Raw genomic sequence first — 12,057 nt, 5'->3', positions numbered from 1 at the left:
ACCGATGCGCGGGGAAAGGTGATATGGTTGTGCGCGCAACGATATGGGTGGCGTGCGGAAGCCGCGAATGGGCGCGGCCGCGCGTGCGCCGCAACCGGAGCCTGCCATGCAACGTGTACCGAACCAGCCGTTCACGCGTCCCGCCCGTTTCTCCGAAGCCGAATGGCAGGCGCGCGTGCAGCTCGCGGCCGCCTATCGGATCTTCGACTACCTCGGCTGGACCGAGCTGATCTACAACCATATCTCGCTGCGCGTGCCGGGCGAGGACGGTCATTTCCTGATCAATCCGTTCGGGCTGCATTACCGCGAGGTCTGCGCATCGAATCTCGTCAAGATCGACATCGACGGCAACGTGATCGGCCATTCCGACTGGCCGATCAATCCCGCCGGCTTCACGTTCCACAGCGCGATCCACGCGGCGCTGCCCGATGCGCACTGCGTGATGCACGTGCATACGACGCCCGCGATGGCCGTGTGCTGCTCGCGCGGCGGGCTGTCGTTCTCGAACTTCTACGCGGCGCAGCTCTACGGCAAGGTCGCGTATCACGACTTCGAAGGGATCACCGTGCATCTCGAGGAAGGGCGGCGCATCGTCGAGAGCGCGGGCGGACGGCCCGTGCTGCTGCTGCGCAATCACGGGCCGGTGACGATCGGCGCGACGCTCGCGCAGACGTTCGCGCTGATGTGGCTGCTCAATCGCGCCTGTGAGGTGCAGGTCGCGACCCATGCGATCGGCGACGCGCTGCCGATCGCGCCGCCCGTGCTCGAAGCGTGCGTGCGCGATTCGCTGAACTTCGATCCGAAGCATGGCGCGGGGCAGGACGCATTCGACGCGCTGCAGCGCATCGTCGATCGCATCGATCCCGGCTATCGCGCGTGAGCGGGGCTAGAACCGGTAGCCGAGGCCGGCCTGGATCACGTCGGTGTCGCGGTTGTAGCGCGTGACCACGCGGTTCCACGTCAGGCGCGTGAGCCAGCGATCGGACAGCCGGTAGCTCGCCGAAATCGACACGATGCCGGAGACGCGTCCGTCGCCGGGCCCGGGCTGCCCTTCGCGGTTGCGCTGGTTGACCGTGAAGTACGCGCCGGCCCCGGCCGACAGCGTGACCTTGTCGTTCAGGAACGCGCGCGTGAGCCAGAGCTCCGACGCGATCCCGTTGCGGCGGGTGCCCTGTTTCGCGCCTTCGTACATCCAGGTCGCGGTCCAGTCGATCATGCGCGTGAGGCCGCGCCGGTATTCGACGCTGCCGCCGAGCGTCGACGGCGACGAGCGGCTGTTGAGGATCGTCTCGCCGAGCATCGCGGTCACCTCGTTGTTCGTGACCTTGCGCGTGCGCGGCAGCGCGGTGTCGCGCGGGCCCGGCGTGTCGGGCGCGTCGAGCTGATAGCCGATGCCGAACATCAGCGAGGTCGTATTCGGTCCGCTGAAGACCTGCGTGCGATTGAGCTGGAGCTGCGCGACCCAGCGGTGCGACGTGTAGTACGCGGCGCGCACGCTCATCAGCACGCCCCAGCCGTGCGAGTTCGAATAGCCGAGGCCTTCGCCGGCCGGCACCGTATCGAAGTAGCGATAGGGACCGACACCCGCGGACAGCACGAAGCGGCGGTCGTCGAGCGGCAGGCGGCCCCAGAACTGGACCGACTGGCCGTCGCGGTGATGGTTCGGAATGTGGCCCTCGTTGTACCAGGTGAAGCCGAGCGCGGTGTTCGGGCCGAGTCCTTCCTGGTAGTCGAATGCCCACGAGTACGAGCGGCCGCCGCCGCCCCACAGCGAGCCGGCGAACAGCGAGAATTCCTGCGCATCGGCGGGCGCGCCGTAGAACGCGGCGACGGAACAGAGGCCCGCCAGCACTGGGCGGACACGGACGGGTCGGGGCGGGCGGGGCATCGGGGGACGGTCCGGCACGGTACTTTCCAGTCACGATGAAACCCTGTCATTTTCCGGCGCGTGCGGCGGCGTGTCGACGCGGGTTTTCACAATACGCTATTACGCATTGCGACGATGACGGTGTCGCGACGATGCGCGATTCCGGTTCCGCGATGCCGGTGCGCAACGCGCGTGGACGCTCGCGAAATCGATTCGGGATGCTTGCAATCGCGCGAACCGGTTCGCCGTCTCAGCTTGCCGCGCGCGTGGCCGCGAGTGTCGAAGCAAGGCGCGTGCGGCACGCAAAACCGCACGCGGCATGCAAATCGACAGACAAAAAAAACGCGGCCGGGCGGCCGCGTGAATACTCGCAGACTCCTTCGGACGAAGGAAACAAGCAACTGTGAAACGAAGTGTAGCGAAAGGCCGCGCACGGATTCAGCCGTCCGGCTGCAAAGGTCTGTTCCTGATTGCGGCAGAGCGCCGGGCGGTCTGCGGCAACCCGACGCCGAGGGGCTGCCGGATCGGCGGCAATCGACTACCATCGAGTGATGCCGCCACGCCGGCGGCCTACTACGTCGTGCAAGGAGATCTCATGCCGAAGCTGCGTTTGCTCCAGGTGGCGTTACTCGCGGGCGCGCTGGTCGCCGGCAGCGCCGCTGCCGAAACGGTGCGCCTGTCCGCCAGTCTGCAACCGTCGAGCGAGGTGCCGCCGACGGCCACCCACGGCTCCGGCGCGGTCGACGCCAGTTACGACACGGCCACGCACACGCTGAAGTGGACGATCACCTACGAGAACCTGACGGGCCCCGCGACGGCCGCGCATTTCCACGGCCCGGCGCCGGTCGGCCAGAACGCGGGCGTGCAGGTCCCGATTCCGAAGGACGAACTGGCCAGCCCGATCAAGGGCTCGAAGGTGCTGACCGACGCGCAGGTCACCGAGCTGATGGGCGGCAAGTGGTATTTCAACGTTCATACGAAGGAACACCCGTCGGGTGAGATCCGCGGCCAGCTGATGCCGGCGAACTGAGCGGCGGGCGTTTGATATAGAGGCTCGCGTCGAGCGGCGCGGGCGCGTTCGCACGTACTATCGACACACCATGTCCAGGAGGGTGTCGATGAGTTGGCAAAGCAGGTTCGCGTGCTGGCTGCTGCGCTGGCAGTTCCGTCCCGAGACCACGCGCCCGGTGCTCGATCCGGCGCGTGCGCGGCGCTTTACCGAGCTGCGGATGATCGTGCCGCGCCGCGCGCCGTCGGGCTATCGTCTGCGCGAATGCTATGGCCCGGGCGACGCGCCGCTGCGCGGCGAATGGCTCGAACGCACCGACACGGCCGCCGGTCGTGGCGCCGGCCGCACGCTGCTGTATTTCCACGGCGGTGGCTACTACTTCTGTTCGACCAAGACCCATCGACCGCTGGTGTTCGGCCTGACCAGGCGGGCGCGCGTGCGGTCGTTCTCGCTCGACTACCGCCTCGCGCCCGAAAGCCGCTTCCCGGCCGCGCTCGACGATGCGCTGGCCGCCTATCGCCAGCTGGTCGCGCTCGGCACGCCGCCGGAGTCGATCGTGCTCGGCGGCGATTCGGCGGGCGGCGGCCTCGCGCTCGCGACGCTCGTCGCGCTGCGCGACCGCGGCGAGCCGCTGCCGGCCGGCGCGATCCTGTTCTCGCCATGGACCGACCTGGCGGGCACCGGCGACACGCTGCGCAGCAACGACGGCCTCGACCCGATGTTCGCCGGTGCGGCGCTGCCGAAGGCCGCGAAGCTCTATCTGGGCGACGCGCCGGCGACGGATCCGTACGCGTCGCCGCTCTACGCCGATTTCGCGGGCCTGCCGCCGCTGTACATCCAGGTCGGCAGCACCGAGGTGCTGCTCGACGATTCGCGTCGCGTCGCCGACAAGGCGAGGGCGGCCGGCGTGGCGGTGGAGATCGAGATCTGGCCGGACATGCCGCACGTGTGGCAGCTCTATGCGCCGATGGTGCCGGAATCGCGCGACGCGCTCGACCGCGCGGCCGCGTTCCTGAACCGCGTCGCGGTCGAGCGGGCGGTTCAGCGCGTCGGCGAGGCGTCGATCGCCTGATACGCGGCCTTGACCGCCACCGTGCCGTACTTGCGCTCGAGCCGTCGTACGGTGAAGTGGCCGTGCGCCATCTGCTGGAAGTGATCGATGAACAGCGTGTTGACGGTCGCGCCGAGCACCGCGCCGATCGCCGGGATCGATTTCGCGGCCATCTGCTCGGTCACCTGCACCGAGAAGCGCGACGCGACGGCCTGCACGAGCTTGAACACGGCCGCCGAACTATGCGCGGCGATGCCTTTGGTCGTGATGTCCGACGACGCCTTCGAGATCGCCTGCGCGAGTGCGCCGCGCAGCACGAAATAGCCGAGATCGGCGTCCTCCTCCTGCTTGTCCGGATTGCCGCCCATGCCGAGCACGGCGAGGCACTGCAGTTGCGTATCGACCGACGCGAGATCCTCGCCCTCGCTGCGCGCGATGTCGCACACCGAGCGGAAGATCAGCGTGGTCGTCACCGGCAGTTCGACCGGCAGCGCGAGGAAGCCGAATGCGCCGCCCGCCGCGCCGGTCGTCGCGACCGCGAGCTTGTGCAGCAGGTTGCTCGGCTTGTCGGGCTCGGCGTCCGGCGCAGGCGGCTTGCCGAGCGTGCGCAGCGCGATGTTCAGGCACTTGCGCAGCGCCAGTTGCGTCGCGTCGTTGATCTTGCCGGTCGCGAAATCGGGCAGTTTGGCGATCATCTTCTCGACCGGCGCGCCGAGCACGCCGGTCAGCTTCATCGTCAGCGACGGGCTTTCCAGCACCTGCTTCGCGCGCCGCAGCGCGTCCCGATCCTCCTGCGTCAGCGTCGGCGCGGGCGTGATTGAAATCGGTTCCATCTTTCTCCTTTGGCGGCCGGGGCCGGAATGACGGCGCCAGCCTAGCTTACTCCGGCGTGCTACAATTTTGAGATTGTTTGACCCGTCAAAAGTTGCATCATCAAAAAATGGCCGTCCACACTGCCGCCCACCATTCGAGCGGGCAAGTCCTGCCGTTCCGCGAGTCGCTGCTGGCGATGATCGGGATCTCGTTCGTCACCATGCTGGTCGCGCTCGACCAGACCGTCGTCGGCACCGCGCTGCCGACCATCGTCGCCGAGTTGCGCGGCTTCGACCTCTACGCGTGGGTCGCGACCTCGTACCTGCTCAGTTCCGTGATCACCGTGCCGATCTTCGGCCGGCTCGGCGACTACTACGGCCGCAAGCCGTTCGTGATCGCGTCGATCGTCGTGTTCACCGGCGCGTCGGTGCTGTGCGGGATGGCGAACGACATGCTGTCGCTCGTGCTCGCGCGCGGCCTGCAGGGCGTCGGCGGCGGGATGCTGGTCGGCACCGCGTTCGCGTGCATTCCCGACCTGTTTCCCGATTCCGTCGTGCGGCTGCGCTGGCAGGTGCTGATGAGTTCCGCGTTCGGCATCGCGAACGCGGTCGGGCCGTCGCTCGGCGGCGTGCTGACGCAGTCGTTCGGCTGGCGCTCGGTGTTCTACGTGAACCTGCCGGTCGGCCTGCTGTCGCTGCTGTTCGTGTGGCGCTACCTGCCGCACCTGCGCCACGTCGAGCACGACGGCAAGATGCGGCTCGACTGGCCGGGCGCGCTGCTGATCGCGCTGTCGCTCGGCGCGCTGCAACTGTTCGTCGAATGGCTGCCGAAGCACGGCATCGCGAGCTGGGCGAGCCTGCTGCTCGTCGTCGCGCTGGCGGCCGGCATTGGCCTGTGGCGGTGGGAGAAGCGCTGCGCACAGCCGATTCTGCCGTTCGACATGTTCGGCAATCGCGCGCTGTCGGCGCTGTTCGTGCTCGCGATCCTCGCCGGCTTCTCGATGTTCTCGCTGCTGTTCTATGCACCGCTGCTGTTCCAGGGCGGCTTCGGGATGTCGCCGAAGGAAGCGGGGCTCGTGATCACGCCGCTCGTCGTGTTCATCACGATCGGCAGCATCATGAACGGACGCGTCGTCACGCGCATCCGCAACCCGAACGCGATGCTGCACGTCGGCTTCGTGCTGTTCGCGATCGCGTGCGCGGGCGTCGTCGTGTCGACGCATACGACGCCGAAGTGGATGCTGATGGGGCTGATGGTCGCGGGCGGCATCGGCCTCGGCTTCGTGTTGCCGAACCTCACCGTGTTCGCGCAGCAGACGGCCGGCCGCGAGCACCTCGGCATCGCGACCGCGCTGCTGCAGTCGCTGCGGATGGTCGGCGGGATGATCGGCACGGCGTTGACGGGCACGCTCGTCAACCAGATGTATTCGGGCGGCGTGCGCGACGCGCTGGGGGCGGACCATGCGCTGCAATGGCACGCGCAGCTCGCCGACCCGCAGATCCTGATCGACCGCGCCGCCCAGGGCGGTCTCGTCGCGGAACTGACGCACGCCGGGCATAATGGCGCGCTGCTGCTCGAAGCGGCCCGCGAGTCGCTGGTCAGCGCGATTCACCTGGGTGTCGCGATGGCGGCCGTCGTCGCCGTGGTGTCGGTGTGGCAGTGCCGCCGCGTGCCGCCGATCGCGCTGCGGCACAAGATCGAACCCGGCCCGCTGGCCGAATGATTGTACGGAAACGAATTCAGCGCATGGAAGAACAGGACCGCGTCGCGATCTTGCAGCAATTCGGACGCACGTATCGCGCGTTCATGACCGCGTTCGAAGCGCACGTCGGGCAGCCGATGCCGCGCTGGCGCATCATGGTTGCGCTGCACACGATGGACGGGCATGCGTCGCAGAAGCGGCTCGTCGAGGTGCTGCGCATCGATCCGGGTGCGCTGACGCGCCAGCTGAAGGCGCTCGATGCGCTCGGCTGGATCGAGCGCGCGTCGGATGCGCGCGACAACCGCGTGACCAACGTGACGCTGACCGTCGCCGGCCGCGCGGCGTTCGACGCGTGCCTGCCGCGCCGCAAGGCGTTTCTCGAACAGACGATGGCGCAGTTGCCCGACGACGTGCTCGGCGCGCTGTCGGGGGCGCTCGCGATGCTGGAGTCGAAGATCGCGGAGGTCGGCTCGGCGCCGCCGGCCGCGCGCTGAAGCGCGCGCGACGCCGGAAGCGGCGGCCGCGCAGCGCTCGGCGGCAGGCTTGCCGGCCCGCGCGCCGATCCGCGTCGTTTCAATCCTGGTTTACAGCTCGATGCGCGTGCCCAGCAACGCGAGGAACTGCGACAGCCATGCCGGATGCGCAGGCCACGCGGGCGCGGTGACGAACGGCGCATCGGTCACGGCCGCATCGACCGGGATGTCCGCGTACTCGCCGCCCGCGAGCTTCACTTCGGGGGCGCAGGCCGGGTAGGCCGAGATGCGCTTGCCGCGGATCACGTCGGCGGCCGCGAGCAGCTGCGCCGCATGGCAGATCGCGGCGATCGGCTTGCCGGCCTCGGCGAACGCGCGCACCAGCGCGATCACCTTGGCGTCGAGACGCAGATATTCGGGCGCGCGGCCGCCGGCGATCGCGAGCGCGTCGTAGCCGGACGCGTCGACGTCGTCGAAGGTCGCATTGAGCGTGAACTGGTGGCCGGGCTTCTCGGTATAGGTCTGGTCGCCCTCGAAATCGTGGATCGCGGTCTTGATCTTGTCGCCCGCGCGCTTGCCCGGGCACACGGCGTCGACATGATGGCCGACGGCCTGCAGCGCCTGGAACGGCACCATCGTTTCGTAGTCTTCGGCGAAATCGCCGGTCAGGAACAGGATCTTCTTCGCTGCCATGGCTTTCTCCATTGAAGGGGCGCGACGACCCGTGCGGGCACGGGCGAACGCGGCCCCGAGGACGAACCGGCAGTGTACTCCGGCAGCTTGAAGCGCGCGTGACGGCCGCCGCCAGGGCGGCGGCGCGGTCGCGCGCGGTGCATCAGAAGAATGTTTCGATCACGCCCGTCACGCGGAACTGCGGGTCGAGCACGAGCAGCTGGCGCCACTTGTCGAACGTCAGGCACGGATGCGAGATGTCGAACGCGACCATGTCGCCGACCTTCACGTCCGCGCCCGGCGGGATCTGCAGGTACGCGTGCTGATCCATCATCCCGGTGACGGCCCAGCCTTCGCCTGCGGCGACGTCGCGCGGTGCGCTGTCGCGGCCCGGACGGAAATGCCGCGCCGGCTCCGGCAGGCCCGCATCGAACGCCGCGTCGCGCTTGCCGAGCGCGACGATCGCGCGGTCGGCTTCCGGCACCGACTGAACGTATGCCCACAGCTGCAGCGCGGGCAGCAGCCCTTCGCCCATCCGGCGCGCGATCGGGTTGCGCGCAAACACGTCGGTCTGCGCTTTCTTGTAGATGCCGACGTCGTGCGTCAGGTAGCAGCCCGGGCGCAGCACGACTTCCGCGAAGCCCGCGTCGGCGGCCTTCGCGAATTCCTCCGCGACCACGTCGTACCACGCCGAGCCGGCGCCGGACAGGATCGCCGGCGTGCGCGCGAAGCGGCCCGCGGCGGCGAGCTCGCGCGTGAGCGCGACCGCATCCTGCAGGAACGCGCGGATCTCGCCTTCTTCCTTCAGCACGCCTTCGTAGAGTTCGATGCCGGCCAGCTTCAGCGTGTCCGGATAGCGCGCCAGCGCGCCGAGCACGGCCTCGCGCTGCGCGGCGTCGCGCACGCCGGTGCGGCCGCCCGGCACGCCGAGCTCGAGCAGCACGTTCAGCGACTTCTTCGCGTCGCCGAAGAAGCGGCCGAGCTGGTCGACGCTGTCGGCGGAATCGACGAGGCAGTAGAACTCGAAGTCCGGATCGGACAGCAGACCCGCGATGATCGTCATGTTCTGGCGGCCGACGAGCTGGTTCGCGAGCAGCACGCGGCGCACGCCGCCGTGGTACGCGGCCTGCGTCTGATGCGCGGTCGCGAGCGTGATGCCCCATGCGCCCGCGGCGAGCTGGCGGCGGAACAGCTGCGGGGCCATCGTCGTCTTGCCGTGCGGCGCAAACTGGACGCCATACTGCTGGACGAACGCCTGCATCCAGTTCAGGTTGTGCTCGATGCGCTCCTCGTACAGCACCGCGGCCGGCAGGCTGACGTCTTCCGCGAGCAGGTTCCACTCGAGGCGGCCCGCGTCGTCGAGCGGCACGCTCGCGCTCGGCAGATTGCCGAGGCCCTTGCCCAGTGGGTCGATCGCCGGTTCCTGATAGTTTGTAACTTTCATGTCATCCCGCTCCATCATCACTATGCATTGCACTGAAGTTGACATGCAGATGGTACAGAAAGTAGCATCGGCGCGGTGATGTTATTTAGTAACATCAAGCCTCGCACCCTTTTTCCGCAGATGAATACGCGCGCCACCCCCACCGTTACGCAGGCAGCCACGCCCGAGCCGGCGCCGGTCGCGCCACCGGTCCTCGACATCGTCGCGCGGATCGCCGAATGCGCGCCCGAATTGCGTGAAGCCGAGCGCAAGGTTGCCGCGTTCATCCTTGCCGATCTCGCGCGCGCCGCGCACGCGAGCATCGGCGCGCTTGCGCGCGACGCGGAAGTCAGCGTCGCGACGGTCACGCGCTTCGCGAAGGCGGTCGGCTGCCGCGACGTGCGCGAACTGAAGCTGCTCGTTGCGCAGGCGGCGGCCGTCGGCCAGCGCTTTTTCGTGCCGGCCGAAGACACGCCCGCGGACGACGCGAGCCCCGCATCGGTCGTCTACGACGAGATTCGCGTGGCGCTCGCGCACAACCACCAGCTGCTGCGCAACACCTCGTTCGACGCGGCGGCCGACCGGCTCGCCGCCGCGAAGATGATCTACGTGTACGGGCAGGGCGGCGGCTCGACCGCGCTGGCCGACGAACTGCGTTTCCGGCTCGTGCGCTTCGGCCGGCCGGTCGCGTCGTACCAGGACAGCCTGCTGCAGCGGATGGTGTCCGCGACGCTGTCGCGCGACGCGGTCGTCGTCGCGCTGTCGGTCAGCGGGCGCGTGCCGGAACTGCTCGAGAGCTGCCGTCTCGCGAAGCGCTACGGCGCGACGCTGATCGCCGTCACCGCGCCCGCCTCGCCGCTCGCGAAGCTTGCCGACCACCTGATCCCGGTCGTCGCGTTCGAAACCGATTTCATCTACAAGCCGTCGACATCGCGCTACGCGATGATGATGGCGATCGACGTGCTCGTGACCGGAGTCGCACTGCGGCTCGGCGACGCGGGCCGGGAATCGCTGCGTCGCATCAAGCATGCGCTCGATGCGCATCGCGGCGGCGGCGACCGTCAACCGGTAGGAGACTGACCATGCATTCGCATCCCGAAGCGGCCGATACGCTGATCATTGGCGCGCAACTGTACGACGGCACCGGCGCGCCGCCCGTCACGCGCGATGTCGCGATCCGCAACGGCGTGATCGCGGCGATCGGCAACCTGTCGAACTGGCTCGCCGAGACCGTCGTCGATGCGAACGGCCGTGCGCTCGCGCCGGGCTTCGTCGACGTGCACACGCACGACGACACGCACGTGATCCGCGCGCCGCAGATGCTGCCGAAGATCTCGCAGGGCGTGACGACGGTGATCGTCGGCAACTGCGGGATCAGCGCGTCGCCGGTCACGCTCGCGGGCGATCCGCCCGACCCGATGAACCTGCTCGGCGAGCGCGACGCGTTCCGCTATCCGACCTTCGCCGACTATGTCGCGGCCGTGAACGATGCACGGCCGGCGGTGAACGTCGCCGCGCTGATCGGGCACACGGCGCTGCGCAACAACCAGATGGATCGCCTCGATCGCGCGGCCACCGACAGCGAGATTGCCGCGATGCGCGCGCAGCTCGAGGAGGCGCTCGCGAACGGCGCGCTCGGGCTGTCGTCGGGCCTGGCTTACGGCTCCGCGTTCGCGGCGCCCGCCGAGGAAGTGATGGCGCTCGCGGAGCCGCTCGCGAACGCGGGCGCGCTGTATACGTCGCACATGCGCACCGAGTTCGACGCGATCCTCGACGCGATGGAAGAGGCGTACCAGGTCGGCCGCCACGCGCGCGTGCCGGTCGTGATCTCGCACCTGAAATGCGCGGGTCCGTCGAACTGGGGGCGCAGCACCGAGGTGCTCGCGTCGCTCGACGGCGCGCGCCGCTACCAGCCGGTCGGCTGCGACTGCTATCCGTACAGCCGCAGCTCGTCGACGCTCGACCTGAAGCAGGTGACGGGCGACATCGACATCACGATCACATGGTCCGAGCCGCATCCGGAAGTCGCGGGGCGGCTGCTGAAGGCGATCGCCGCCGACTGGGGCGTGACCGAGCAGGAAGCCGCGCAGCGCATTCGCCCGGCCGGCGCGGTGTATCACAACATGTCCGAGGACGACGTGCGCCGGATCCTGTCGCATCCGGCGACGATGGTCGGCTCGGACGGCCTGCCGAACGATCCGCTGCCGCACCCGCGGTTGTGGGGTGCGTTCCCGCGCGTGCTCGGCCATTACGTGCGCGACACGAACCTGCTGCCGCTCGAGGAGGCGATCCGCAAGATGACGTCGCTGTCCGCGCGCCGCTACGGGCTCGCGCGCCGCGGCGAGGTGCACGTCGGCTACCACGCCGATCTCGTGCTGTTCGATCCGGCGCGCGTGATCGACGCGGCGACGTTCGACAAGCCGCAGCAGCCCGCGCACGGGATCGACGCGGTCTGGGTGAACGGCGTGCTCGCTTACGAGAACGGCCAGCCGACCGGCGCACGCGCGGGCGGCTTCGTCGCGCGCGGCGAACGTGCGCCGGCGAGCGCCGACGCCGCGTTCTGAGCGCGCCGAGCTGCCGATATTCCGCGCGCGCTGCTTGCGGCGTGCGCATTCGCAACCGAAACGGAACTGAAACGAGGAGTGAAACGATGAAGCGATATGGCGTGGGCGAAGCGAAGGGCACGGGCGGCCAGGTGATGCCGTTCGCGCGTGCGGTCGAGGCCGACGGCTGGCTGTACGTGTCGGGCCAGACGCCGATGGTGAACGGCGAGGTCGTCGAGGGCGGGATCGTCACGCAGTCGAAGCAGGCGATCGAGAACGTGATCGCGATCCTGAAGGAAGCCGGCTACGGCCTCGAGCACGTCGTGCGCTGCGGCGTGTGGCTCGACGACGCGCGCGACTTCGCGTCGTTCAACCGCGTGTTCGTCTCGTATTTCGGCGAGCATCCGCCGGCACGCGCGTGCGTGCAGTCGAGCATGGTGATCGACTGCAAGGTCGAGGTCGACTGTATCGCGTACAAGGCGCCGGCGAAGTAAGGCGGCGCGC

12 protein-coding genes are annotated in these 12,057 nt (G+C 68.8%); 8 read left to right on the top strand and 4 right to left on the bottom strand.

Annotated features, from left to right (window positions below; translation table 11 throughout):
* Nucleotides 1–106 precede the first annotated feature (106 nt).
* Nucleotides 107–880 carry a class II aldolase/adducin family protein gene (locus WS57_RS32555; RefSeq protein ID WP_009687291.1) on the top strand — a complete coding sequence of 258 codons (774 nt, stop codon included), beginning with the start codon at nt 107–109 and terminating at the stop codon, nt 878–880.
* Nucleotides 881–886: 6 nt separating this feature from the next.
* On the opposite strand, the gene WS57_RS32550 is transcribed toward WS57_RS32555, so the two are convergent.
* Nucleotides 887–1,888, bottom strand: a complete 1,002-nt coding sequence (locus WS57_RS32550) for a hypothetical protein (RefSeq protein WP_069245323.1) — start codon at nt 1,886–1,888, stop codon at nt 887–889.
* Between the two features lie 574 nt (nt 1,889–2,462).
* On the opposite strand from WS57_RS32550, the gene WS57_RS32545 reads away from it, so the two are divergent.
* Both WS57_RS32545 and WS57_RS32540 read left to right on the top strand, forming a co-directional pair.
* Nucleotides 2,463–2,897 (top strand): CHRD domain-containing protein, encoded by a 435-nt coding sequence (locus WS57_RS32545; protein ID WP_059478781.1) that lies wholly within the window; start codon nt 2,463–2,465, stop codon nt 2,895–2,897.
* Nucleotides 2,898–2,985: 88 nt separating this feature from the next.
* On the top strand, nt 2,986–3,948 hold the full coding sequence (locus WS57_RS32540) for an alpha/beta hydrolase (RefSeq protein ID WP_069245322.1): 963 nt from the start codon (nt 2,986–2,988) through the stop codon (nt 3,946–3,948).
* On the opposite strand, the gene WS57_RS32535 is transcribed toward WS57_RS32540, so the two are convergent.
* On the bottom strand, nt 3,918–4,760 hold the full coding sequence (locus WS57_RS32535; protein WP_069245321.1) for an EcsC family protein: 843 nt from the start codon (nt 4,758–4,760) through the stop codon (nt 3,918–3,920). The two genes, WS57_RS32540 and WS57_RS32535, sit on opposite strands and share 31 nt — an antisense overlap.
* A 107-nt stretch (nt 4,761–4,867) precedes the next feature.
* Here WS57_RS32535 and WS57_RS32530 point away from each other — a divergent pair, with 107 nt between their 5' ends.
* Nucleotides 4,868–6,463: an MDR family MFS transporter gene (locus tag WS57_RS32530; protein WP_059513364.1), complete on the top strand. Its 1,596-nt coding sequence runs from the start codon at nt 4,868–4,870 to the stop codon at nt 6,461–6,463.
* Nucleotides 6,464–6,486: 23 nt separating this feature from the next.
* A complete protein-coding gene (locus WS57_RS32525; RefSeq protein WP_009687298.1) occupies nt 6,487–6,936 on the top strand; it encodes a MarR family winged helix-turn-helix transcriptional regulator in 450 nt (149 codons plus the stop codon).
* A gap of 90 nt (nt 6,937–7,026) precedes the next feature.
* On the opposite strand, the gene WS57_RS32520 is transcribed toward WS57_RS32525, so the two are convergent.
* Entirely contained in the window at nt 7,027–7,608 is a 582-nt protein-coding gene (locus WS57_RS32520; protein WP_040128161.1) for a DJ-1/PfpI family protein, read from the bottom strand.
* Between the two features lie 142 nt (nt 7,609–7,750).
* Nucleotides 7,751–9,031: an amino acid deaminase gene (locus WS57_RS32515; RefSeq protein WP_059478786.1), complete on the bottom strand. Its 1,281-nt coding sequence runs from the start codon at nt 9,029–9,031 to the stop codon at nt 7,751–7,753.
* Between the two features lie 120 nt (nt 9,032–9,151).
* Here WS57_RS32515 and WS57_RS32510 point away from each other — a divergent pair, with 120 nt between their 5' ends.
* The 3 genes from WS57_RS32510 to WS57_RS32500 all read left to right on the top strand — a co-directional run bounded on the left by WS57_RS32510 (nt 9,152) and on the right by WS57_RS32500 (nt 12,047).
* Nucleotides 9,152–10,090, top strand: a complete 939-nt coding sequence (locus WS57_RS32510) for a MurR/RpiR family transcriptional regulator (protein ID WP_009691928.1) — start codon at nt 9,152–9,154, stop codon at nt 10,088–10,090.
* Nucleotides 10,091–10,092: 2 nt separating this feature from the next.
* Nucleotides 10,093–11,574, top strand: a complete 1,482-nt coding sequence (locus WS57_RS32505; RefSeq protein WP_069245320.1) for an N-acyl-D-amino-acid deacylase family protein — start codon at nt 10,093–10,095, stop codon at nt 11,572–11,574.
* An 86-nt stretch (nt 11,575–11,660) separates the two neighbouring features.
* Nucleotides 11,661–12,047 (top strand): RidA family protein, encoded by a 387-nt coding sequence (locus WS57_RS32500; RefSeq protein ID WP_009691931.1) that lies wholly within the window; start codon nt 11,661–11,663, stop codon nt 12,045–12,047.
* The last annotated feature ends 10 nt before the right edge of the window (nt 12,048–12,057 follow it).

Source organism: Burkholderia pseudomultivorans (assembly GCF_001718415.1).
Taxonomy (GTDB): Bacteria; Pseudomonadota; Gammaproteobacteria; order Burkholderiales; family Burkholderiaceae; genus Burkholderia; species Burkholderia pseudomultivorans_A.
Note: the sequence above shows the minus strand (reverse complement) of the source record. Positions and strands in the feature narration are given on the sequence as shown.

Excerpts from the sequence above, each read along its gene's own strand:
- WS57_RS32515 (WP_059478786.1), bottom strand. The coding sequence starts at position 9,031 with ATGAAAGTTACAAACTATCAGGAACCGGCGATCGACCCACTGGGCAAG.
- WS57_RS32500 (WP_009691931.1), top strand. The coding sequence starts at position 11,661 with ATGAAGCGATATGGCGTGGGCGAAGCGAAGGGCACGGGCGGCCAGGTG.
- WS57_RS32520 (WP_040128161.1), bottom strand. The coding sequence starts at position 7,608 with ATGGCAGCGAAGAAGATCCTGTTCCTGACCGGCGATTTCGCCGAAGAC.
- WS57_RS32510 (WP_009691928.1), top strand. The coding sequence starts at position 9,152 with ATGAATACGCGCGCCACCCCCACCGTTACGCAGGCAGCCACGCCCGAG.
- WS57_RS32525 (WP_009687298.1), top strand. The coding sequence starts at position 6,487 with ATGGAAGAACAGGACCGCGTCGCGATCTTGCAGCAATTCGGACGCACG.
- WS57_RS32530 (WP_059513364.1), top strand. The coding sequence starts at position 4,868 with ATGGCCGTCCACACTGCCGCCCACCATTCGAGCGGGCAAGTCCTGCCG.
- WS57_RS32505 (WP_069245320.1), top strand. The coding sequence starts at position 10,093 with ATGCATTCGCATCCCGAAGCGGCCGATACGCTGATCATTGGCGCGCAA.
- WS57_RS32555 (WP_009687291.1), top strand. The coding sequence starts at position 107 with ATGCAACGTGTACCGAACCAGCCGTTCACGCGTCCCGCCCGTTTCTCC.
- WS57_RS32550 (WP_069245323.1), bottom strand. The coding sequence starts at position 1,888 with ATGCCCCGCCCGCCCCGACCCGTCCGTGTCCGCCCAGTGCTGGCGGGC.
- WS57_RS32540 (WP_069245322.1), top strand. The coding sequence starts at position 2,986 with ATGAGTTGGCAAAGCAGGTTCGCGTGCTGGCTGCTGCGCTGGCAGTTC.
- WS57_RS32545 (WP_059478781.1), top strand. The coding sequence starts at position 2,463 with ATGCCGAAGCTGCGTTTGCTCCAGGTGGCGTTACTCGCGGGCGCGCTG.
- WS57_RS32535 (WP_069245321.1), bottom strand. The coding sequence starts at position 4,760 with ATGGAACCGATTTCAATCACGCCCGCGCCGACGCTGACGCAGGAGGAT.